This window comes from Curtobacterium sp. MCBD17_008, assembly GCF_003234475.1.
In the GTDB taxonomy this organism is placed as follows: Bacteria; Actinomycetota; Actinomycetes; order Actinomycetales; family Microbacteriaceae; genus Curtobacterium.
The window spans coordinates 39,852-60,721 of the sequence record NZ_QKTK01000010.1; the positions used below are offsets into that span (position 1 = coordinate 39,852).

General features: G+C 72.1%; 19 protein-coding genes. 11 read left to right on the plus strand and 8 right to left on the minus strand.

Annotation, left to right across the window (positions count from 1 at the left end):
• Positions 1-3: 3 nt before the first annotated feature.
• From DEI95_RS10655 to DEI95_RS10675, 5 genes are all read right to left on the minus strand, one after another.
• On the minus strand, positions 4-1,848 hold the full coding sequence (locus DEI95_RS10655) for a thioredoxin domain-containing protein (RefSeq protein ID WP_110891242.1): 1,845 nt from the start codon (positions 1,846-1,848) through the stop codon (positions 4-6).
• An 87-nt stretch (positions 1,849-1,935) separates the two neighbouring features.
• Entirely contained in the window at positions 1,936-2,475 is a 540-nt protein-coding gene (locus DEI95_RS10660) for an AAA family ATPase (RefSeq protein ID WP_258367570.1), read from the minus strand.
• A gap of 3 nt (positions 2,476-2,478) precedes the next feature.
• Complete coding sequence (locus DEI95_RS10665) at positions 2,479-3,546, minus strand: NAD(P)-dependent oxidoreductase (protein WP_111060213.1); 1,068 nt, start codon at positions 3,544-3,546, stop codon at positions 2,479-2,481.
• A gap of 54 nt (positions 3,547-3,600) precedes the next feature.
• A complete protein-coding gene (locus tag DEI95_RS10670; RefSeq protein ID WP_111060214.1) occupies positions 3,601-4,452 on the minus strand; it encodes a sulfurtransferase in 852 nt (283 codons plus the stop codon).
• A 173-nt stretch (positions 4,453-4,625) separates the two neighbouring features.
• Positions 4,626-6,167, minus strand: a complete 1,542-nt coding sequence (locus DEI95_RS10675) for an MFS transporter (protein ID WP_110891239.1) — start codon at positions 6,165-6,167, stop codon at positions 4,626-4,628.
• A gap of 159 nt (positions 6,168-6,326) precedes the next feature.
• On the opposite strand from DEI95_RS10675, the gene DEI95_RS10680 reads away from it, so the two are divergent.
• On the plus strand, positions 6,327-7,004 hold the full coding sequence (locus tag DEI95_RS10680) for a TetR/AcrR family transcriptional regulator (protein ID WP_181419618.1): 678 nt from the start codon (positions 6,327-6,329) through the stop codon (positions 7,002-7,004).
• A 91-nt stretch (positions 7,005-7,095) separates the two neighbouring features.
• On the opposite strand, the gene DEI95_RS10685 is transcribed toward DEI95_RS10680, so the two are convergent.
• On the minus strand, positions 7,096-8,727 hold the full coding sequence (locus DEI95_RS10685) for a dolichyl-phosphate-mannose--protein mannosyltransferase (protein ID WP_181436281.1): 1,632 nt from the start codon (positions 8,725-8,727) through the stop codon (positions 7,096-7,098).
• A gap of 78 nt (positions 8,728-8,805) precedes the next feature.
• Between DEI95_RS10685 and rsmI the strand changes: the two genes are divergently transcribed.
• The 5 genes from rsmI to DEI95_RS10710 all read left to right on the plus strand — a co-directional run bounded on the left by rsmI (position 8,806) and on the right by DEI95_RS10710 (position 13,714).
• Positions 8,806-9,627: a 16S rRNA (cytidine(1402)-2'-O)-methyltransferase gene (gene rsmI / locus DEI95_RS10690; protein ID WP_110825969.1), complete on the plus strand. Its 822-nt coding sequence runs from the start codon at positions 8,806-8,808 to the stop codon at positions 9,625-9,627.
• Between the two features lie 122 nt (positions 9,628-9,749).
• The gene (metG, locus tag DEI95_RS10695) at positions 9,750-11,327 is read left to right on the plus strand and encodes a methionine--tRNA ligase (RefSeq protein WP_110825970.1); all 1,578 of its coding nucleotides are present in this window, start codon (positions 9,750-9,752) and stop codon (positions 11,325-11,327) included.
• Entirely contained in the window at positions 11,324-12,247 is a 924-nt protein-coding gene (locus DEI95_RS10700) for a TatD family hydrolase (RefSeq protein ID WP_111060216.1), read from the plus strand. The genes metG and DEI95_RS10700 overlap by 4 nt, the downstream gene beginning before the upstream one ends.
• Before the next feature lie 2 nt (positions 12,248-12,249).
• Positions 12,250-13,113 carry a 16S rRNA (adenine(1518)-N(6)/adenine(1519)-N(6))-dimethyltransferase RsmA gene (rsmA, locus tag DEI95_RS10705; RefSeq protein WP_111060217.1) on the plus strand — a complete coding sequence of 288 codons (864 nt, stop codon included), beginning with the start codon at positions 12,250-12,252 and terminating at the stop codon, positions 13,111-13,113.
• A gap of 61 nt (positions 13,114-13,174) precedes the next feature.
• Positions 13,175-13,714: a hypothetical protein gene (locus tag DEI95_RS10710; RefSeq protein WP_110891235.1), complete on the plus strand. Its 540-nt coding sequence runs from the start codon at positions 13,175-13,177 to the stop codon at positions 13,712-13,714.
• Between the two features lie 14 nt (positions 13,715-13,728).
• On the opposite strand, the gene DEI95_RS10715 is transcribed toward DEI95_RS10710, so the two are convergent.
• Positions 13,729-14,469 (minus strand): SDR family oxidoreductase, encoded by a 741-nt coding sequence (locus tag DEI95_RS10715; protein ID WP_111060261.1) that lies wholly within the window; start codon positions 14,467-14,469, stop codon positions 13,729-13,731.
• 101 nt (positions 14,470-14,570) lie between these two features.
• Between DEI95_RS10715 and DEI95_RS10720 the strand changes: the two genes are divergently transcribed.
• Positions 14,571-15,413, plus strand: a complete 843-nt coding sequence (locus tag DEI95_RS10720; protein WP_110825974.1) for a helix-turn-helix transcriptional regulator — start codon at positions 14,571-14,573, stop codon at positions 15,411-15,413.
• Positions 15,414-15,486: 73 nt separating this feature from the next.
• Here DEI95_RS10720 and DEI95_RS10725 read toward each other — a convergent pair whose 3' ends face one another.
• The gene (locus DEI95_RS10725; RefSeq protein WP_111060218.1) at positions 15,487-16,254 is read right to left on the minus strand and encodes a DUF3800 domain-containing protein; all 768 of its coding nucleotides are present in this window, start codon (positions 16,252-16,254) and stop codon (positions 15,487-15,489) included.
• 100 nt (positions 16,255-16,354) lie between these two features.
• Between DEI95_RS10725 and DEI95_RS10730 the strand changes: the two genes are divergently transcribed.
• The 4 genes from DEI95_RS10730 (at position 16,355) to DEI95_RS10745 (ending at position 20,856) form a co-directional block, all read left to right on the plus strand.
• Entirely contained in the window at positions 16,355-17,365 is a 1,011-nt protein-coding gene (locus tag DEI95_RS10730) for a RimK family alpha-L-glutamate ligase (RefSeq protein WP_110825976.1), read from the plus strand.
• A 119-nt stretch (positions 17,366-17,484) separates the two neighbouring features.
• On the plus strand, positions 17,485-18,531 hold the full coding sequence (locus DEI95_RS10735) for an LLM class flavin-dependent oxidoreductase (RefSeq protein WP_110825977.1): 1,047 nt from the start codon (positions 17,485-17,487) through the stop codon (positions 18,529-18,531).
• Positions 18,531-19,829 carry an O-acetylhomoserine aminocarboxypropyltransferase/cysteine synthase family protein gene (locus DEI95_RS10740; RefSeq protein ID WP_110825978.1) on the plus strand — a complete coding sequence of 433 codons (1,299 nt, stop codon included), beginning with the start codon at positions 18,531-18,533 and terminating at the stop codon, positions 19,827-19,829. Before DEI95_RS10735 ends, DEI95_RS10740 begins: the two co-directional genes overlap by 1 nt.
• A gap of 94 nt (positions 19,830-19,923) precedes the next feature.
• A complete protein-coding gene (locus tag DEI95_RS10745; RefSeq protein ID WP_110825979.1) occupies positions 19,924-20,856 on the plus strand; it encodes a 4-(cytidine 5'-diphospho)-2-C-methyl-D-erythritol kinase in 933 nt (310 codons plus the stop codon).
• Positions 20,857-20,870 lie beyond the last annotated feature (14 nt).

Below are 20,870 nucleotides of genomic sequence, written 5' to 3' on the forward strand. Positions count from 1 at the left end.
CCATCAGACGAGTTGCGCCGCGAGCTCGTCGGCGGTGCGTGCCGGCAGGGCGCAGACGCGGTCGTGGCAGACGTAGGTCACGCCGTCCGCGGTGTCCCGTCCCTCCATGAGCGTGAACCCGGCTTCCGCCCACTCGGCCGCCTGCGCTCGCGTCAGCACCGCGGTGATCGTCCCGGGCCGACGTGTGGACCGGAGGGCGCGCAGCATCGCTGTCACCTCGGGCACTGACCGGTCGTCAGCGACGAGGACGACCTCGCGCGAGGGACGCTGCAGGGCGAGCGCGAGTCCGAGGGCGTCGGCGTGCCCGAGCGGGCGATCCACTCCGGTCCGCGCGCGGTCGGCGATGAGCCGTGCCGCAGCGGTCCGCCGATCGTCGTCCCCGGTCAGTGCGGCGAGGACCGCAGCCGCGCTCGCGAGCGCGACGGTCCCCGACCGGAGCGCGGTCTGCGGCTGCTCGCCGGTCGCCGTCCCGGCCGCGGCGAGGACCGGGTCGACCTCGAGTGCACCGGACAGGCCGTCGTCGACGAGCGTCCTGGCGATCGTCGCGTAACGCAGCTCGCCCGTCGCGAGCGCGAGTTCGAGGAGCCCCTCGGCGAACAGCCCGAGGTCCTCCAAGGTCGGCGCCGCCGCCGACGTACCGGCACCCGAGCTCGAGCGGACGGTGACGTGCCCGTCCCGGAGGTGTGCGGCGATGACCGCGTCCGCCGCGGCACGAGCGAGGTCGATCATCTCGTCGTCCCCGCTTCGTGCTCCGGCTGACACCAATCCTCGGACCGCCAGGCCGTTCCACCCGGTCAGGACCTGGTCGTCGAGCGGTGGTGGGTCGAGCCGGGTGCGTTCGTCGAGGGGCAGGCGGTACCACTCGCCCTCCACCCGTCGACCGTCGATCGTCGACTCGCTGTCCTGGGCGGCGACGAACGCGCCGTCCGGCCGCCGGAGCGTGTCGCGCAGGAAGTCGGCGATGCCGCGGGCACGAGCGGGGTCGGCGACGGCGAGCAGCCCGGCGTTGTCGTAGAGCATCCGCTCGTAGTGCGGGACGGACCAGTCGCGGCGCGTGGCGTACCGGAAGACACCGCCGTCCGCGTCGGTCAGCTCCGACCCGGCGATGGCGCCCAGCGCGCGGCGGAGGAGACCGCCAGCCGGCTCGACCCCGTCGGCTGCGGCATCACCGAGGAACTCCAACAGCGGCGCGTTCGGGAACTTCGGTGCGCCCCCGAAGCCGCCGTACTCGGCGTCCTCCGCTCGCTCGAGGTCGGTCACGACCCCGCGGATCGCGTCGACGGACGGGAGGCCCGAGCCGGCTCCGTCGGTGCGCCCCGCCTGCGCGGAGGCCGCGTCCGCTTCCGCACCCTGCCGGATCGCCCGCGCGATGGCCGACGCGTTCGCGTCCACCTCCTGCCGACGGTCCCGCCATGCGTCGAGCACCGCGGCCGTGACCTGGCGGAACGACGGGTGCTGCCCGACCGGCTGCGGCGGGTAGTAGGTGCCGGCGTAGAAGACCTGCGCATCCGGCGTCATGAAGACCGTCAGCGGCCAGCCCAGCTGCTCGGTGAAGGCGCTCGCGGCGGCCATCGCGCTCGCGTCGACGTCCGGGCGTTCTTCACGATCGACCTTGACCGCGACGAAGTCCCGCCGCAGCAGCTCGCCGACCTCCGGGTCGGAGAAGCTCTCCCGGGCCATGACGTGGCACCAGTGGCAGGTGGCGTACCCGATCGACACCAGGACGGGGACGCCCCGCTCGCGCGCCTCGGCGAACGCCTCGGCTCCCCACTCCCGCCAGTCCACCGGGTTGGTGGCGTGCTGGCGGAGGTACGGGCTGACCGCGGATCCGAGCCGGTTGTCGTTCATGCACCCAGCGTGCCCCGCCCGGCCTGTGTGGGCGGGCCTCCAGGCCGTCCTGTGGAGAGCGAGCCAACGTCCACAGCTGCACACACGTCAGCCGAGCCAGCCGGTGAGCAGCCCGAGCCGTCGGGCGATCTCGACCGGTGCGGACCCGTCGGTGTCCACCCGCTCGACGTGGTCCGTGACCGCCGAGTCGAGCCTCCGGGCCGTCGCGGAACTGCGCCGGACGTCCGCCGGTGGGGCTGAGCCGCCGGCGCGACGGGCCAGCCGGTCCCGGACCACGTCGTCGGCGGCGCGGAGCAGGACGGCGGTGACGATCGGGTCGTCACCGATCGCCGCAGCCAACCGGGGCGCCCCGAGGACCGAGACGGAGTTGGTGAAGACCGGGCGGTGGTGACCGAGAGCCCGGGCGTTGGCCCAGACGGCTGCGAGGTTCCGCTCGGCGAGCCGAGCCTCCGGGTGCTCCAGGTGCGGCGCCGGCCAGGCGAGGTCGAGGGTGTCGCCCTCGATCACCACGTGCCGGACCTCGGCTGCGGCGAGCAGTTCGTGGAGAGCCGCTGCCACGGTCGACTTGCCGACCCCGGATCGGCCGCCGACGAGGAGCACCTCCGGACGCCGCAGTTGCTCGACCACCGCTCAGCCGAGCCCCAACGACAGCAGCGCGAGCGCCGCGTCCTCCGGCCCGTAGTCGAACATCCGGTCCCAGAACGGGTCGTCGGCCCACGGGACGTCGCCGTCCGCGGGGGTCCGGTGGGCGGTCTCGACGAGCCAGTCGACCTCCGACCGGACCGCCTCCGCGAACCGTGGCGGGACCCATCCGAGCGCCCGGGCCGCGGTCGTGTCGAGCACGGACGGGGACGGGGTGGACCACGGCGTGAGTCCGACGAACGCCGGTGCGTCCTCGCCGAGCAGGACCTCGTCGAACGTGTGGCCGAGGTGTCCGGCGACCGTGCGGACGATCTCGAGCGCGGTCGGGGCGGTCTCGTCCGCGACGTTGAGGATCCGGCGGTCCGGGGCCTCCGCGACCAGCCGGACGAGCGAGCCGATGCCGGACGCGGCCGTCGTGTGGTCGACGCTGCGCCCCTGGTCGGCGAGCAGGATCCGCTCCCGTCCGTCGAGGACCCGCCGCACCACGAACCACTCGCGCGGTCGTCCGATCCCGATGCCGTACACCCTGGACGGGCGGAGGACGGTGACCGGTGCGCCGTGGTCGAGCAGCACCTGCTCGGCCGCGACCTTCGCCGCGGCGTACCCGTCGCGGGAGGTCGGGTCGCCGTCGCCCGGCGCGATCGTCGGCTGGAGTTCCGTGACCGCGCCGCCGAACACGGGCTTGTCGACCGAGTTGGCGTGCCGCCCCTGTTCGTCGACGTAGACGGCCTTCGACGACACGAACACGGTCGAGCCGACGTCGTCCAGGAACGGCGCGAGCTGCAGGGCGTCGTCCCGGGTCACACCGACGGTGTCGACGAGCAGGTCCGCCCCCGGCCGCAGCAGGTCCCGCAGCAGCGCGGTGTCCCGTCGGTCGCCGGGGCGGGCCAGCGCACCGGCGGCGACGAGGTCGTCGGCGACGGGACCGCCCTGCCGCGAGACGATCTCGATGGACCAGTCGTCCCCACCCCGACCCGAGAGGTCGAGGAGTTCGCGGGCGACCTGGGACCCGATGCCGCCGGTCCCGCCGAGGACCACCGCGCGTCTGCTGCTCATGGCGCCAACGCTAGCCCCCGGGCCACGTCGGCTCGGCGGTGTCGACCGCCCCGGTCAGGAGGCGATCGGCTCCCGCCACCACTCGGCCAGCGACCCGTCGTACACGCGGACCTTCTCGTGCCCGAGCATCGTCAGGGCCAGGGCGTCCACGCACGACGCGCTCCCGACCCCGCAGTACGTCACGACCTCGTCCGCCGTCAGGACCGGTGCGAGCGCCTGTTCGAGTTCCGACCGACGGAGGAACGCGTTCGACTCGCCGAGGAGGTCCCGCACACGGATGGTCGTGGTGCCCGGGACGAGGGGCGGGTGGTCGTCACCGAGGTCCTCGGGGTCTGCGGCGAGGACGAGTGCTGCTGGCTCCGACCCGTCCACGGCGCGGAGCACGCGCGACCGGTCGGCCCACAGCGGGAGTTCCTCGCCCGCGACGAAGGCGTCGTCGTCCGCGGCAGGCCGAGGAGTCCGCGAGAGTGCGCCGACGCGGACCGGCCGGCCCTCGTCGCGCCACTTCGCGAACCCGCCGTCGAGCACGGCGACCGTCCGGAAGCCGAAGGAGCGGAAGATCCACCAGAGCCGTGCGGACCACTCGCCGATGCCGTCGTCGTAGACCACGACCGTGGAGGCACGGCTCACGCCGAGCGCGCGGGCTGCCGCCTCGAACCGCTCGGCTCCGGGACGGGTGAAGGGGAGTCCCGTCTCGGGCGAGGAGAACTCGTCGACGAGGTCGGCGTAGACGGCGCCCGGCACGTGGCCGCGGCGCTCGTGGGTGTCGCGCGCCGAGTGCCACGACATGTCGAGGCCGCGGCCGTCCGTGTGCACCGACGCGTCGAGCACGAGCAGGTCGTCCGCACCGAGGTGGTCGGCGAGCCACTGCGTCGAGACGAGCGGCGAGGTCAGGACGGGGGCCATGCCCACACGGTAAACCAGACCCCTGACCCGCGACAGGGTGTGAGCAACGGGGCGACTTGTGCCGCGCGATCCGGCACGGACGGAAGGACGCAGCACGGGACGGACACGGCACCGTGCGGTCGCGCGGTGCCGTGTCCGTCCCGTGGTGTCGTGCGACGCAGCGGCTCGGTCGCTCAGTGCGCAGCCGTCGGGATGCTGCCGGTCGTACCGGCCCCGGCCCGCTCGAGACGGGCGACACGGACGGACTGGCGGTTGATGAGCAGTCCGCTGGCGATCGCCACGACCACGAGCACCCCGGCCGAGATCGCGAAGGCGGCGTGGTAGCCGTCGAGCGTGGCCTGCGCCTGCTGGAGCGCCGTCGGAGCCGCGGTCAGCCCGGACAGGCTGCTCTCCACCACGTTCGCGAAGATCGTCGACAGCAGCGCGGTACCGATCGAGCCACCGATCTGCTGCATGGTGTTCACCGTGGCCGACGCGACGCCGGCGTCCGACCGGGCGACCCCGGTCGTGGCGGTGTTCATGGCCGACGAGAAGATCGTCCCCATCCCGAGGCCGATGACGACGAGTGCCGGCAGGACGGTACCCGCGTAGGAGCTGTCGAGGTCGGTGCGGAGGAGCAGCAGGAGTCCCGTCGCGGCGACGAGTGCCCCGGCGAAGATGAGCACCTTCGGGCCGACGCGGGGGAGCAGGCGACCGCCGATCTGCGTGGCGGAGATCATGATCGACAGCGGCATCGGCAGGAACGCCAGGCCGGTCTGCAGCGCCGAGAACCCGAGGGTCTGCTCGAGGTAGTAGGTCAGGAACAGGAAGATGCCGAACATGCCGATCGCGACGAGGCCGATCGCGACGAACGAACCACCGCGGTCGCGGTCGAGCACGACACGGAGTGGCAGCAGCGGGTGCGCGACCCGGGTCTCGATGACGACGAACGCGGCGATGAGCAGCACGCCGCCGACCAGCATGCCGATCGTGAGCGGGGCGTCCCAGCCGTTCGTCTCGGCGTTCGAGAAGCCGTAGACGACCCCGACGAGACCGGCGGTGATGGTGACGACGCCGGCGACGTCGATGCGCGGACGCTCGACCTTCGGCGGCTTCGCCATGAAGACGAGTGCGCCGATCACGCCGAGGACCGCGAAGACCACGTTGACGTAGAGGCACCAGCGCCACGACGCGTACTCGGTCAGGACGCCACCGAGCAGCAGGCCGATGGCGGCCCCGGACCCGGCGATCGACCCGAAGATGCCGAACGCGCGCCCGCGTTCCTTCGGGTCGCGGAAGGTGGTGGTCAGCATGCCGAGGGCGGACGGGGCGAGCAGCGCACCGAAGACGCCCTGCAGCGCGCGGGCGGCGACGAGCAGCCCGAACGAGTCCGCGAGCCCGCCGAGCACGGAGGCGACGGCGAACCCGACCAGGCCGATGATGAAGGTGTTCTTCCGGCCGAACAGGTCGCCGAGACGACCGCCGAGCAGGAGCAGTGAGCCGAACGCGAGCGAGTACGCCGTGACGATCCACTGGCGCTGGTCGGTGGCGAACCCGAGGTCCTCCTGCGCGGAGGGCAGGGCGATGTTCACGATGGTGGCGTCGAGGACGACCATGAGCTGGGCGAGCGCGATGACCGCCAGGGCGATCCAGCGGTGGTCGGTGCGGGCCGGGGTGGTGCCCGCGGTCGTCGGCGTCGCTCCTGTGGGAGCGGGCGCGGTCTGTTCTGCCGTCATGACAGCCTCCTTCTCGAAGGATGGAAGGGGAGGGGCGCGCGCCGTCGGGCGTCCCGGAGGAGGGTGAAGCGGATGCGCGGCATCCGCTTGTGGTCACTGTACATCGAAACGGAGCAACCGCATCCGCTTGTTCCCAGAGAGGTCGATTACATTCGGTGTGTGAGCACCACCGGACCCGCAGCCGATCTCGATCGGCCTCTCGACCTCGACCGGCCCCTCCGTGCCGACGCGGCGCGGAACCGCGAACTGATCCTGCAGACGGCACGGAAGTGCTTCGCGGAGCGCGGCCTGTCGGTGACCCTGAACGACATCGCCCACGAGGCCGGGGTCGGGGTCGGCACCGTCTACCGACGTTTCGCCGACAAGGACTCCCTGATCGCGGCCCTGCTCAGCGCCAAGTTCGAGGCGCTGAACGCCGCGGCCGCTGCCGCTGCCGAGGAGACCGACCCCCGTGAGTCGCTCCGCCTGTACCTGATGGGCGTGTTCGCCTTCCGCGCCCGCGACCGAGCGCTCGCCGACGCGATCGTCCGCGCGGGCAAGGCCCGACCGTCGGTCATGCAGGAGCGGGACCGTCTCGAGCGGCAGGTCGCCGAGATCATCCGTCGTGCCCGCGAGGCCGGGGTCGTCCGGCCGGGCTTCGACGCCCGTGACCTGCCCATCCTCACGACGATGGTCGGCGCCGTGGCCGACGCGACCCGGAACCACGACCCGGACGCCTGGAAGCGCTACGCCCAGGTCCTCGTCGACGGCGTGCTGCCGCAGGCCCGGCAGGACCCGATGGTCGGCGTGCCGCTCGACCGCGACGCCCTCGAGCGGTCGATGCAGCCGCAATCCTGACGGCGGCGTCCCAGGTGCCCCCGAGGGCACGCGGATGCGACCGCGCGTGCCCGCGACGGCGCGTGCCCGCGACGGCGTGATCGGCCGAGCGCTACAACCAGCTCGGCAGCCAGTAGTGCGAGCGGATGAAGTCCCACGGGACCTGCATCGCCGTCCACATCGGGTACCAGTACACCGATGCGAGGACCACGACCAGCAGGTACACGCCGAGCCCGAGCAGCGCCCGCGTCCGCCGTCGCCGCGGATCGTCCCGTGACCCGATCAGGTGCGCGATCGCCGCGGCCAGGGCCGTCACGAGGAACGGCTCGAAGGCGATCGTGTAGAACTGGAACACCGTCCGGTCCAGGTACATCAGCCAGGGCAGGTACCCCGCGCCGATGCCGATCAGGACGAGCCCGTACTCCCATCGCCGACGCGTGACGAAGAGCACGAGCAGCACCACGGCGGCGATCACCGAGGCGTACCAGATGAAGGGGTTCGCGATCCCGGTCACGGCAGCGCCGCACCGGTCGAACCCGCAGCCGTCCTGGCCCGCGTTCGTGCCCTGGTAGTACATCGACGTGGGGCGTTGCATCACGAGCCAGAGCAGCGGGTTCGCCTGGTACGAGTGCGGCGTGTGCAGGCCGATGTTGAAGGCGTAGATCTCGGACTGGTAGTGCCACCAGTTCTGCAGGCTGTCGGGCACCCACGCGAGCACGCCCGTCCAGCGCTGTCCGCCGCCGCCGATCCAGTCGCGGTCCCAGCCGCCCTTCGTCAGGAACCACCCGGACCACGAGGCCAGGTAGGTCACCGCGGCGACCGGCACGGTGAGCAGGAACGTGACCGGTGCCTGCTGCAGCGCCGCACTGGACGACCAGAACGCCACGCCCGCCCGTCGTCGCAGCATCATGTCGCTGAGGACCGAGTACACCGCGAAGAACGCCAGGAAGTACATCCCGGTCCACTTCGTCGACGACGCCAGCCCGAGCGCGACGCCCATCGCGAGCAGCCACGGTCGCCACCACAGCACCGGGCCCCAGAGCGTGGCCCGTCCGGCCGCTGCCCGCCGGTCGGTCCACCGGTCGAGCTGGCGGGCGGACCAGCGCCGGTCGAGCAGCAGGGCGCCGAAGGCGAGGACGACGAAGAAGGTGACGATGCCGTCGAGCAGCGAGACCCGGGACATCACGATCGCCTGCCCGTCCACCGCCAGGAAGCCGCCGGCGAGCGTCCCGACGAGCGTCGAGCGGAACAAGGACCGCGCGATGACGGCGATCAGGAACACGGTCGCGATGCCGAGCACGGCGACCGTGAACCGCCACCCGAACGCGTTGTCCGGCCCGAACACCAGCATGCCGAGGCCGATGAGGTACTTGCCGAGCGGCGGGTGCGCGATGAACTCGGCGGCGCGGGAGTAGATGTCGGTCTGCCCGCTCGCGAACCGGTCGTCGGTGGTCGGCGCGCCCTCGTCGGTCGGGTTCGCCGGCCAGGTGCCCTCGTACCCGAGATGTACGAGCGACCAGCTGTCCTTGACGTAGTACGTCTCGTCGAACACCAGGGAGTGCGGTCGCCCGAGGTCGACCAGGCGGAGTACCGCGGCCAGCACCGTCACCGCGATCGGGCCGCCCCAGCGCCAGGCGGCGACCCGCCAGCCGACGGACAGCGTGCGCGCCCACCAGTCGTCGAGCCGCGAGCCACGGGGGACGTCCGGCACGGTCTGCAGCGGGTCGGCCAGGTCCGTGGTCACGCGCAGCATCCTACGGAGGCCGCGCACGCGTCGGCTGCGCTGTCCACAGGTCGCAGGCGTGACGACGACAATGGGGACGTGATCGTCCTCGCAGCAACCCCCATCGGCAACCTCGGTGACGCCTCCCGTCGACTCGTGGAGACGCTGTCGAACGCCTCCGTGGTCGCCGCCGAGGACACCCGGACCGCGATCCACCTCATGCGTGCCCTGGGCATCGAGAACCGACCGCGCCTCATCGCGCTGCACGAGCACAACGAACGGGAGCGCGCGGCCGAGGTCGTCGAGCTCGCCCGCGAGGACGACGTCGTGGTGCTCACCGACGCGGGCATGCCGGCGATCAGCGACCCCGGGTTCCCGCTGGTCGAGGCCGCCGCGGCCGCAGGCGTCACCGTCACGGCCGTCCCCGGCCCGAGCGCCGTGCTCACCGCCCTCGCCCTCTCCGGGCTGCCGACCGACCGCTTCACGTTCGAGGGGTTCCCGACCCGGAAGGGCGGGGAGCGGCGTCGTGTCTTCGCGGCGCTCGCCGGGGAGCAGCGGACGATGGTCTTCTTCGAGTCCCCGCACCGGATCGCCGACACGCTCGGGGACATGGCCGCCGGCTTCGGTGCCGACCGGCGCGCGGCGGTCTGTCGTGAACTCACGAAGCTGCACGAGGAGGTCCGTCGCGGCACCCTCGCCGAGCTGACCGAGTGGGCGGCCGACGGGGTCCGCGGCGAGATCTGCGTCGTCGTCGCCGGGGCCACCGGGTCGGGGGAGGACGCCACGATCGAGGACGGTGTCCGCCTCGTGCTCGAGCGCGTGGCCGCGGGAGCGCGGATGAAGGAAGCCGCCGCCGCGGTGGCCGACGCGACCGGGCTGTCGAAGCGGGACCTCTACGAAGGCGCGCTCGCCGCGCGCTGAACCGACCGGGGGGAGTCGGACGGGAGGCCCGTGGCGACGTCGCGACGAGCCTCCTGTCCGGTCATCCACAGGCGGCCGGGAGGCGCGTCGCGCGGTTTCGAGTCGCCTCTAGGATGGTCCGCATGGCCGACGGCAGCTCGTTCTCGATCACCACGCCGATCTTCTACGTCAACGACGTGCCCCACATCGGGCACGCGTACACGGAGGTCGCCGCGGACGTCCTCGCGCGCTGGCACCGGCAGCGCGGCGACGACACCTGGCTGCTGACCGGCACCGACGAGCACGGGCAGAAGATCTTGCGGACCGCCTCGGCGAACGACGTCACACCGAAGGAGTGGGCCGACCGGCTCGTCACCGACGCGTGGAAGCCGCTGCTCGACACGGTGGACGTCGCCAACGACGACTTCATCCGGACGACGGACGAGCGGCACGAGCGGGGCGTGACGGCGTTCCTGCAGAAGCTGTACGACGACGGCTACATCTACGCGGGCGAGTTCGAGGGCTTCTACTGCGTGGGGTGTGAGGAGTACAAGCAGCCGAGCGACCTCGTGCCCGGGACCGGTCCGTACGAGGGCCAGCAGGTCTGCGCGATCCACTCGATCCCGGTGGAGGTCCTGGCCGAGCGGAACTACTTCTTCCGCATGTCCGACTTCGAGCAGCGCCTGCTCGACCTCTACGAGTCGAACCCGCAGTTCATCCAGCCGGAGAGCGTCCGCAACGAGATCGTGTCGTTCGTCAAGCAGGGCCTGCGCGACCTGTCCATCTCGCGGTCGAGCTTCGACTGGGGGATCCAGATCCCCTGGGACTCGGACCACGTCCTCTACGTCTGGTTCGACGCGCTCCTCAACTACGTCACCGCACTCGGCTACGGCACGGAGGACGACGAGGCCTTCCAGCGTCTCTGGCCGAGCGTGCACATCGTGGGCAAGGACATCGCACGGTTCCACGCTGTCATCTGGCCCGCGATGCTCATGGCGGCCGGACTGCCGGTACCGGAGCGCGTGTTCGGCCACGGGTGGCTGCTCGTCGGCGGCGAGAAGATGTCGAAGTCGAAGCTGACCGGCATCGCCCCGAGCGAGATCACCGACACGTTCGGGTCCGACGCGTTCCGTTACTACTTCCTGCGTGCCATCACCTTCGGGCAGGACGGCAACTTCAGCTGGGAGGACATCTCGGCGCGGTACCAGGCGGAGCTCGCGAACGGGTTCGGCAACCTGGCGTCCCGCATCGTCGCGATGCTGAACCGCTACTTCGACGGCGCCGTCCCCGAGCGCGGGGAGCTGACCGAGTCCGACGCCGCGATCGACGCCCTCGCGCAGGCCGTCACCGAGCGTGCCGACGCGGCGATCGAGGCCTTCGCGCCGCACGACGCGATCAGCACCGTCTGGGAGCTCGTGGACGCCCTCAACGGCTACATCACCGAGCAGGAGCCGTGGGCCCTCGCCAAGGACGAGGCGCAGCGTGCGCGGCTCGCGACCGTGCTCGTCACGGCGCTCCGCGGACTCGGGACCGTCGCGGTCCTGGTGTCGCCGGTCATGCCGAAGGCCACCGAGAAGCTCTGGGCGTCGATCGGCGCCGGCGGGTCGATCGCCGAGCAGCGCGTCGACCGTGCCTGGGAGTGGCAGGGCTCCGAGACGGTGACGCCCCTCGCCGCCGGGCTGTTCCCGCGCATCGAGCAGCCGGAGCAGGGCGCCGCGTGACGGACGCGCACGTCCGCGCACGCGGTGGCGACGGTGGTGGGCAGAAGCGGGACCTGACGTACCCGCCGTTGCCGCAGGCCCTGGCGGTCCCGGTGTACGACAACCACACCCACATGGAGATCGCCAACGGCGTCGGTGACGGTGGGGACGGTCCGCTCGAGTACGGCGAGCACCTCGACCGCGCCGCGAGCGTCGGTGTCCGCGGCGTGGTGCAGGTCGGGACCGACCTCGCAACCTCGCAGTGGTCCGCGTCGATCGCAGCCCGTGAGCCGCGCGTCCTCGCGGCGGTGGCCCTGCACCCGAACGAAGCGCCGGTGCTCGACGAGCAGGGGTTGTTGGACGAGCACCTGGCCGGCATCGAAGCGCTCGCGGGGCTGCCGCGCGTCCGGGCGATCGGCGAGACCGGACTCGACTTCTTCCGGACCGGGGACGACGGCCGAGCCGCCCAGGTCCGCTCGTTCGAGGAGCACATCCGGATCGCGAAGGAGTACGACCTCGCGCTGACGATCCACGACCGGGACGCCCACGACGCCGTGGTCGAGGTCCTCGAGCGCGTCGGCGCTCCGGAACGGACGGTCTTCCACTGCTTCTCCGGCGGCACCGAACTCGCGCGGCTCTGCGCCGAACGCGGCTGGTACATGTCCTTCGCCGGGACGGTCACGTTCAAGAACGCGCAGAACCTGCGGGACGCCCTGCACGTGGCGCCGCGGCACCTCATCATGGTCGAGACCGACGCCCCGTTCCTCACACCGACGCCGTTCCGCGGCCGGCCGAACGCGCCGTACCTCATCCCGCTCACCGTGCGGTCGATGGCGGAGACCCTCGGCACCGACCCGTCGACGCTCGCCGAGCAGATCTCGTCCAACACCGAGCTCGTGTACGGCTCGTGGGACGACGAGCCGACCACGGTGGGGGAGTAGTCATGGGTGCCCTCCTCGGTCCGGCGGAGATCCGCGACCTCGCGGCGACGCTCGACGTCACCCCCACCAAGAAGCTCGGCCAGAACTTCGTGCACGACGCCAACACCGTGCGACGCATCGTCTCGGTCGCGGGGGTGACGCCGGACTCCCGCGTGCTCGAGGTCGGTCCCGGGCTCGGTTCCCTGACGCTCGGGCTGACCGAGACCGGCGCTCCCGTGACCGCCGTCGAGATCGACGCCCGGCTCGCCGCGCACCTGCCGACCACCGTCGCCGCGATGCAGCCCGACGCCCGCCTCACGGTCGTCCACCAGGACGCACTCCAGGTGTCCGCCGAGGACCTGCCCGTGGCGCCGACGCACCTCGTCGCGAACCTGCCGTACAACGTCTCCGTGCCGGTGCTCCTGCACCTCCTCGCCACCTTCCCGTCCCTCGTCCGGTCGCTCGTCATGGTGCAGGCCGAGGTCGGCTACCGGCTCGCGGCGGACCCGGGCAGCAAGGTCTACGGGTCCCCGAGCGTCAAGGCCGCCTGGTACGGCTCGTGGCGCATCGCGGGGCAGGTCAGCCGCCAGGTGTTCTGGCCCGTGCCGAACGTGGACAGCGTGCTCGTCGGTTTCGACCGGCACGAACCGCCGGGGGACGAGCAGCTGCGGTCGCGGGTCTTCACCCTCGTCGACGCGGCGTTCCAGCAGCGGCGGAAGATGCTGCGGCAGGCACTGTCCGGCGTCCTCGGTGGCAGCGCCCGTGCGTCGGAGGTCCTCGAGGCGGCGGGCATCGCACCGACCGCCCGCGGCGAGGAGCTCGGGGTCGACGACTTCGTGCGGCTCGGCCGGACCGTCCTCGCGGCCGCCGGCGGCGCCGCGTCCTGACCCCGCCACACCTGGCGGCCGTCCGGCGGAGGATCCGGTCCGCGCTGGGTACGCTCGCTCCATGACCGACGACGTCGTCCGCTCGCACGCACGGGGGATCCCCGCCGAGCGCGTGGTCGCGGCCACCGGTGCCGCGCCGGACGACTGGTACGACCGCCTCGACCGAGCCGACGGGCGCACCATCGGCCACACGGCCATCGCCGCCTGGCTCGTCGGTCAGGGCGTCGACCCCTGGTGGGCGCAGAGCGTCGCCGTCGGCTACGAGCAGTCCCGCGGCCTCCGTGTCCCCGGGCAGCGCTCCGACGGCACGTTCGCCGTCTCGGCCTCACGGCAGGTCGACGGCGACCGGGAGGCGGTGCTCGACCGCGCGGTCGTCGTCGCGGCCGCCGCGTTCGGGCACGGCCCGACCTCGGAGCGCCGGGGTGGGAAGCGTCCCTCGGCCCGGTGGACGTCCGCCGACCGGGAGTCGGTGCTGCTCACGACGGAGGACGGCCCCCGCCCGGGCACCGTCCGGCTGTCGGCGACGCGTGAACGTCTCACCGGGCCGGAGCGGATGCCCGAGGCGAAAACCGGACTGCGGGACCTGCTCGCCGCGGTCTGAGCCGCAGAGCGGGCTCAGTGCTCGCGGCCCGCCATCATCTCGAGGATCTGCTGGTGGGTGCCGTCACGTTCGGCCCACCGGAGCGGCTGGACGTTCTGCACGAGGACCTCCGACGTCCCGCCGGCCTCGATGATCGTCATCACCTCGTCGACGAAGGCGTCGAGGGGCATGCCGCCGAAGTCCGCTCCGCCCATCAGGTCGGTCTGCACGGCCGGCGGAGCGAGTTCGAGCACCTCGACCGCGGTGCCGGCGAGCTGCTGCCGGAGTGCCTGCGTGTACGAGTGCACGCCGGCCTTGGTGGCGCTGTAGGTCGGGGTCGCGGTGAGCGGCACGAACGCGAGCCCCGACGACACCGTCATGACGGTGGCGGCCGGGCGGGTGAGCAGGTGCGGCAGGAACGCGTCGATCAGGCGGATCGTCCCGACCAGGTTCGTCTGGATCGTCTCGAGGGCGTCCTCGATGTGGCCGGGGTCGCGGAGGTCCTCGTTCCGCATGATGCCCGACATCGTCACGAGGGCGTCGAGTCCGGGGTGTGCGGCGAGGACCTGGTCGGCGGCCGCCCGGATCGAATCGGCATCGGCGACGTCGATCTGGACCGTGCCGAGGCCGTGCTCCTCGGCGAGGGAGTCGAGCAGGGCCTGTCGGCGCCCGCCGATGACGACGGTGCTGCCCGCGGCCTGCAGGCGGAGCGCGAGCGCCAGGCCGATGCCCGAGGTCGCGCCGGGGATGAAGACGGTGCTGTTGGTGGTGTCCATGACGACCACGATGCCCGCGCCGTGTCGACGCATCCAGAGCCCGCACATCGGGGGACCGCCGGTCCCTGGTTCCCGGCCGCGCCGAGCAGCAGACTGGACGCATGGACCGTGCCGCCCTCGCCGACTTCCTGCGCCGCCGACGCGAGCTCCTGCGCCCGGAGGACGTCGGGCTCGGTGCCGGCGCTCGTCGGCGCACCCCGGGCCTCCGTCGTGAGGAGGTCGCCGCGCTGGTCGGCATGTCGGTCGACTACTACACGCGCCTGGAGCAGCAGCGCGGACCGCAGCCGTCCGAGCAGATGGTGGCCGCGATCGCCCGTGCCCTCCGCTGCTCCCTCGACGAGCGCGACCACCTGTTCCACCTCGCGGGGCAGAACGCGCCGGTGCGCATGCACCGCGCCGACCACGTGGACCCGGCGATCCTCCGGGTGCTCGACCGGCTGACGGACACGCCGGCGATCGTCGTCAGTCACCTGGGGGAGACCCTCGTCGAGAACCGGCTCGCCGTGGCGCTCCTCGGCACGTCGGTCGGCCTGTCGGGCAACGACCGGTACCAGGCATGGCGGTGGTTCGTCACCGGCACCGAGCTCGACCGGTACGCACCGGAGCAGCACGAACGACTGGGGCGGGTCGTGGTGGCGTCACTGCGGGCGGCGGTCGGTCTCGCCGGACCCGGCGATCGTCGGGCGACCGAACTCGTCGCCGAACTCGAGCGGCGCAGTCCCGAGTTCGCCCGGCTGTGGGCGCTGCACGAGGTCGCCCTCCGCTGGTCGGACAACAAGACGATCATGCAGGCCGAGCTCGGTCGCATCACCGTCGACTGCCAGGTGCTGCACACGGACGACCAGGCACAGGCGCTCCTGCTCTTCACGGCACCGCCGGGGAGCGAGGACGCCCAGAAGCTCGAACTGCTCGGCGTCCTCGGCCAGCAGACCTTCGCCGGTTGACGGCCGGATCGACCTGTTCCGTCGATCTCGACAGGGCCTATGCCGGATGATATTGTGACATGGCAGGACGTCGTCAGACCTCCCGCACCCAGCCGGCGCCCCGCCCTCGAGCGGGGCGTCGTGCGTCCGGGGGGCACCAGACGGCCTCCTCGACTGTGATCGACCGCACTGCCCGCACGATCCGGGCCGTGGCCCGCGCTGCGCGGTGGTCACGTTCCGGCACGGTCCTGTCCCGGTTCAGGAAGTACGTCGCGAAGTCGGCTGCCTGGAGCAGCCGGCTCTCGCGCGACGGGCCGAAGTAGAGCGTGTCAGCGATCCTGGTGAGCGGACCCGCTGTCCATCCGGAGGACACGCCCGTCTTGACGTCCCGCAGGCTGCGCCGCGCTCCGTCGGCGGCGTGGTGGTCGTCGGCGAGCACGAGTCCGAGTTGCTCACTCGGGTCAGCTCCTTCCAGGTGCTCATCGACCGCTTCGAGCACGTGTGCGAGCGTCAGGAGGTGTACCGGACGGGCGTCCGTGACGGGATGAGCGCGGTGTGCACGGAGGTCGATGCCCCGGAACACGAAACTGGCCGTCGACCGGGCGAGCACAGTCGCCGTCGACATGCAGGCCCGCACTCGCACTTGCGGCGGGACGCACCCCCAACCGCTCTTGCCGTGGAACATCTCGACGGCGTGGAACTCGGTCTCCGGGTCGAACCCCGGCACTGACCGCGCGACGTCCGTCGCCGCCGCGTCCAACCCGTCCTCGATCGTCCGGAGCGCTGCCGCGTCGACGATGAGCGCGCCGAAGAAGTAGTAGCGGTCATCACGAGCGGATTCGTCGATGAAGATGAGACGCATCGAGCCAGGATACTGATGTACCAGTGCGTCGATGCGCCGCAGCCGCAACACCACGTCACACACCTGGCAGCCCCCACACGTGCGTGCCTAGGGTGGGGCGGTGAGCACTCCGCGCGTGACCGTCATCCACGAGAACCCCGAGTGGTTCCCGCCGCTCGCCGCTGCCTTCGAGGCCGAGGGCGTCCCGGTGCGGGAGCTCCTGCTGACCGAGGGGCAGATCGACCTCGGCGCCGAACCGGAGCCCGGTGTGTACTGGAGCCGCATGTCGGCCAGCTCGCACACACGCGGGCACGAGCACAGCAAGGAGTACACCCGCGCGGTGCTCGGCTGGCTTGAACGAGCGGGCCGCCAGGTCGTCGGCGGCAGCCACGTGCTCGAGCTCGAGGTCTCGAAGGTCGCTCAGCACGGGCTCCTGCAGCAGGCCGGGTTCGACGTGCCCCGCACCACCGCGGTGTTCGGCACGGCGACGCTCACGCAGGCGGCCGCGGACTTCACGGGCGGCCAGGACGTCCCCTTCATCACGAAGCACAACCAGGGCGGCAAGGGCCTCGGCGTCCGGCGCTTCGACTCGCTCGCCGAGTTCGACGCCTACGTCGACAGCCCGGAGTTCGAGGAGCCGGTGGACGGCATCACGCTGCTGCAGGAGTACCTGACCGCTCGTGAGCCGTTCATCACCCGCGTCGAGTTCGTGGGCGGCGAGTTCGTCTACGCCGTCCGCGTCGACACGAGTGCGGGCAGCTTCGAGCTCTGCCCCGCCGACGCATGCGAGGTCCCGCAGGTCATCGCCGGCGCGGTGTGCGAGGTCCCCGGCACGGAGACCGCAGGAGCGCCCCCGGCGTTCAGCGTCCGGACCGAGGTGACCGCGGAGCACCCGCTCGTGCAGCAGCTCCGCACGTTCCTCGCCGACCAGCGGATCACGATCGCCGGCGTCGAGTTCATGGAGACGACCGACGGTCGGACGGTCGTCTACGACATCAACACGAACACGAACTACAACCCCGCCGTCGAGGAGGCCGCACCGGCCTCGGGCCCGCGGTCGATCGCCCGCTACCTCGGCGGGCTGCTCGACGCGGAGTACGCCACGGCCGCCGCACCGGCGGCGCACGCCTGACCGGCGACACGACACCGCCGCACCACACGGCACCGCCTGACCCACCCACCGGTCTGGAGGCCCGGCTCGCCACCGGAACCGAGCCTCCAGACCGTCATCTCCACCAGCAAGGAACCCCCGTGCGATTCGGATACTGGACCCCGCTCTTCGGCGGCTGGCTGCGCAACGTCGACGACGAGCAGATGCCGGTCACGTTCGACTACGTGAAGCTCCTGGCGCAGCGCGCCGAGCGGATCGGGTTCGACCTGACGCTCGTGCCGGAGCTCAACCTCAACGACATCAAGGGCGTCGCGGCGCCGAGCCTGGAGGCGTGGGCGCTCGCGGCGGCGATCGCGGCGACGACCGAGCGCCTCGAGATCATGGCGGCGATGCGGCCCGGGTACCACCTGCCCGCGGTGACGGCGAAGCAGGCGGCGACGATCGACGACATCTCCGGCGGCCGGTTCACCTTCAACGTCGTGAGCGCCTGGTGGGCGGAAGAGGCCCGTCAGTACGGCGGCATCTTCTCGGAGCACGACGACCGGTACAAGCGCACGGCGGAGTTCGTCGAGATCATGAAGGGGCTGTGGCGCGAGACGCCGTACAGCTTCTCCGGCGAGTACTACGAGATCGAGAACGCCCACCTCGAGCCGAAGCCCCGCGTCACCCCGCGCATCTACGCCGGCGGTGAGAGCGAGGCCGGCAAGGCGAGCATCACGCACTACGCCGATGCCTACGTCACCCACGGCGGCACCGTCGAGGAGCTCCGCACGAAGATCGCCGAGATGCGCCGGCGCCGCGAGGACGCCGGGCTCCCGCCGTTCGAGGCGTTCGGCATGGCCGCGTACGCGATCGTGCGCGACACCGAGGAGGAAGCGCAGGCCGAGCTCGCGCGCATCACCGACGTGCAGCACGGCAAGGCGTACGAGTCCTACCAGGACTTCATCTCGAAGTCGCAGCTCGAGCACGTGCCGTCGCTCGAGGACTACTCGGTGTCGAACCGGGGCCTGCGCCCGCAGTTCGTCGGGACGCCGGAGCAGGTCGCCGCACGGATCCGCGAGTACGAGGAGGTGGGTGTGGACACCCTGCTCCTGCAGTTCTCGCCGCAGCTCGAGGAGATGGAGCGCTTCGGCGAGCAGGTCATCCCGCTCGTGCGTGCGTCCGTCCCCGTGGAGACGGTGTCCTGATGGCCGCCGAGGACGACTGGGCGTTCGAGACCCGGCAGATCCGCGCCGGGTTCAAGGCCGATCCGGGCTTCGGCGGGAACGTGCCGCCGATCGCGCAGACCGCGGCCTTCGTGTACCCGTCCGGCGAGGACGCGGCCGACCGGTTCCTGCTCAACGCACCCGGGCACACGTACTCCCGGGTGAACAACCCGTCGGCTGCGGCGCTGGAGCGTCGGATCGCCGACCTGGAGGGCGGGGTCGCCGCGCTCGCGCTCGCGTCCGGGCAGGCGGCCACGTCGCTCGCCGTGCTCGGGCTCGCCCGTGCCGGGGACCACATCGTGTCGAGCGCGTCGCTCTACGGCGCGACGTACACGCTCTTCGCGTCGACGCTCCGCGACCTCGGCATCGCGTTCACCTTCGTGCAGGACCCGACGGACCTGGACGAGTGGGCCGCGGCCGTCCGACCCGAGACCCGCGCGTTCTTCGGCGAGTCCATCCCGAACCCGCGCGGCGACGTCCTCGACTTCGCCGGGGTGGCGGGCGTCGCGCACGAGGCCGGCGTCCCGCTCATCGTCGACAACACCATCGCGACGCCGTACCTGGTCCGGCCGATCGAGCACGGCGCGGACATCGTCGTGCACTCCGCGACGAAGTACCTCGCCGGGCACGGCAGCGCCATCGCCGGACTCATCGTCGACAGCGGCAACTTCGACTGGGCCGCACACCCGGACGAGTACCCGCAGCTGACGACGACCGAGCACTCGGGCTTCTCGGGTACGAACTTCGCGGAGAAGTTCGGTCGCCGTGCGTTCATCCAGCGCACCCGCTCGAAGCTCTCCGCCGACCTCGGCCCGGCGATCGCACCGTTCAACGCCTTCCTGGTGCTGCAGGGCATCCAGACGCTGTCGCTCCGCATGGACCGGCACGTGTCGAACGCCGCGACGGTCGCGTCCTGGCTCGATGCACACGACCAGGTCGAGCACGTGCACTACGCCGGCCTGCCGAGCTCCCCGTGGCACCACCTGCAGCAGCGGTACGTGCCGAAGGGGCCGTCGAGCGTCCTCGCGTTCGACCTGGCCGGCGGCGTCGAGGCCGGGCGGCGCTTCGTGTCCGCGCTCGAGCTCTTCGACCACGTGTCGAACATCGGTGACGTCCGTTCCCTCGTCGTGCACCCGGCGTCGACGACCCACGTGCAGATGACCCCGTCCGAGCGGGCCGCGGCGGGCGTCGGCGAGGGGCTCATCCGGCTGTCCATCGGCCTCGAACACGTCGACGACGTCATCGCGGACCTGGAGCGCGGCTTCGCCGCTGCGGCGTGAGCCGTCGGACGGGAGGCCCGTGGCGGCGCCGCCACGGGCCTCCCGTCCGGTACGGACGGCGGGTGGACCGACGGGACGGGGATAGGTTGGTCGCATGACGTCGATGCCTGCTCCCGGTCGGGTGCGGACGCGCGCGCCGGGCAAGATCAACGTCCACCTGTCGGTCGGCGCCCTGCAGGACGACGGGTACCACGACGTCGCCACCGCGTACCAGGCGGTGTCCCTGTACGAGGACGTCACCGCCGAGCGTGCCGACGACTTCTCCGTCCGCTTCACCGGGCCGATCGACTCGTCCTCGGTGCCGACCGACGACACCAACCTGGCGCTCCGGGCCGCACGGCTCGTCGCCCGGACCGCCGGACACCGCGGCGGTGTGCGTCTGACGATCGACAAGCAGGTGCCCGTCGCCGGTGGGATGGGCGGCGGCTCGGCTGACGCCGCCGCGACCCTGTTGGCGGTCGACACGCTCTGGGGCACCGGACTCGGACGCGACGAACTGCTGCGGCTCGCCGCCGAACTCGGGGCCGACGTCCCCTTCGCCTTCGCCGGCGGGACCGCCGTCGGGACGGGTCGTGGCGACGAGCTCAGCCCGGCGCTGGCGAAGGGCGAGTTCCACTGGGTGCTCGCACTGAGCGACACCGGGCTCTCCACGCCGTCGGTGTACCGCGCGCTCGACGAGCACCGGGAGCGCTACCGGGCCGACATCTCCCCGGCCCCGCGGACGCCCGTCGTCGAGGCGCACGTGCTCCAGGCGCTCCGGGCGGGCGACGCCGAACTCCTCGCCGAGAACCTGCACAACGACCTGCAGGCCCCGGCCATGCGCCTGCAGCCGGGCCTGGCCGACACGCTCGAGCTCGGGGAGCGCTCCGGCGCCCTGGCCGGTCTCGTGTCCGGCAGTGGTCCCACCGTGGCCTTCCTGGTGCCCGACCGTGACGCCGCGCTCGAGGTCCAGGTCGCGCTGAGCGCCTCGGGGCGCGTGGCACTCCGCGCGACCGGCCCCGTGCACGGCGCCCGCGTCCTGCACTGACACGCTGCCGGCAC

Coding starts and splice junctions, on each gene's coding strand:
- DEI95_RS10715 (WP_111060261.1), bottom strand. CDS start 14,469: ATGGACACCACCAACAGCACCGTCTTCATCCCCGGCGCGACCTCGGGC.
- DEI95_RS10725 (WP_111060218.1), bottom strand. CDS start 16,254: ATGCGTCTCATCTTCATCGACGAATCCGCTCGTGATGACCGCTACTAC.
- DEI95_RS10710 (WP_110891235.1), top strand. CDS start 13,175: ATGACCGACGACGTCGTCCGCTCGCACGCACGGGGGATCCCCGCCGAG.
- DEI95_RS10675 (WP_110891239.1), bottom strand. CDS start 6,167: ATGACGGCAGAACAGACCGCGCCCGCTCCCACAGGAGCGACGCCGACG.
- DEI95_RS10720 (WP_110825974.1), top strand. CDS start 14,571: ATGGACCGTGCCGCCCTCGCCGACTTCCTGCGCCGCCGACGCGAGCTC.
- DEI95_RS10740 (WP_110825978.1), top strand. CDS start 18,531: ATGGCCGCCGAGGACGACTGGGCGTTCGAGACCCGGCAGATCCGCGCC.
- rsmA (WP_111060217.1), top strand. CDS start 12,250: ATGGGTGCCCTCCTCGGTCCGGCGGAGATCCGCGACCTCGCGGCGACG.
- metG (WP_110825970.1), top strand. CDS start 9,750: ATGGCCGACGGCAGCTCGTTCTCGATCACCACGCCGATCTTCTACGTC.
- DEI95_RS10670 (WP_111060214.1), bottom strand. CDS start 4,452: ATGGCCCCCGTCCTGACCTCGCCGCTCGTCTCGACGCAGTGGCTCGCC.
- DEI95_RS10655 (WP_110891242.1), bottom strand. CDS start 1,848: ATGAACGACAACCGGCTCGGATCCGCGGTCAGCCCGTACCTCCGCCAG.
- DEI95_RS10665 (WP_111060213.1), bottom strand. CDS start 3,546: ATGAGCAGCAGACGCGCGGTGGTCCTCGGCGGGACCGGCGGCATCGGG.
- DEI95_RS10745 (WP_110825979.1), top strand. CDS start 19,924: ATGACGTCGATGCCTGCTCCCGGTCGGGTGCGGACGCGCGCGCCGGGC.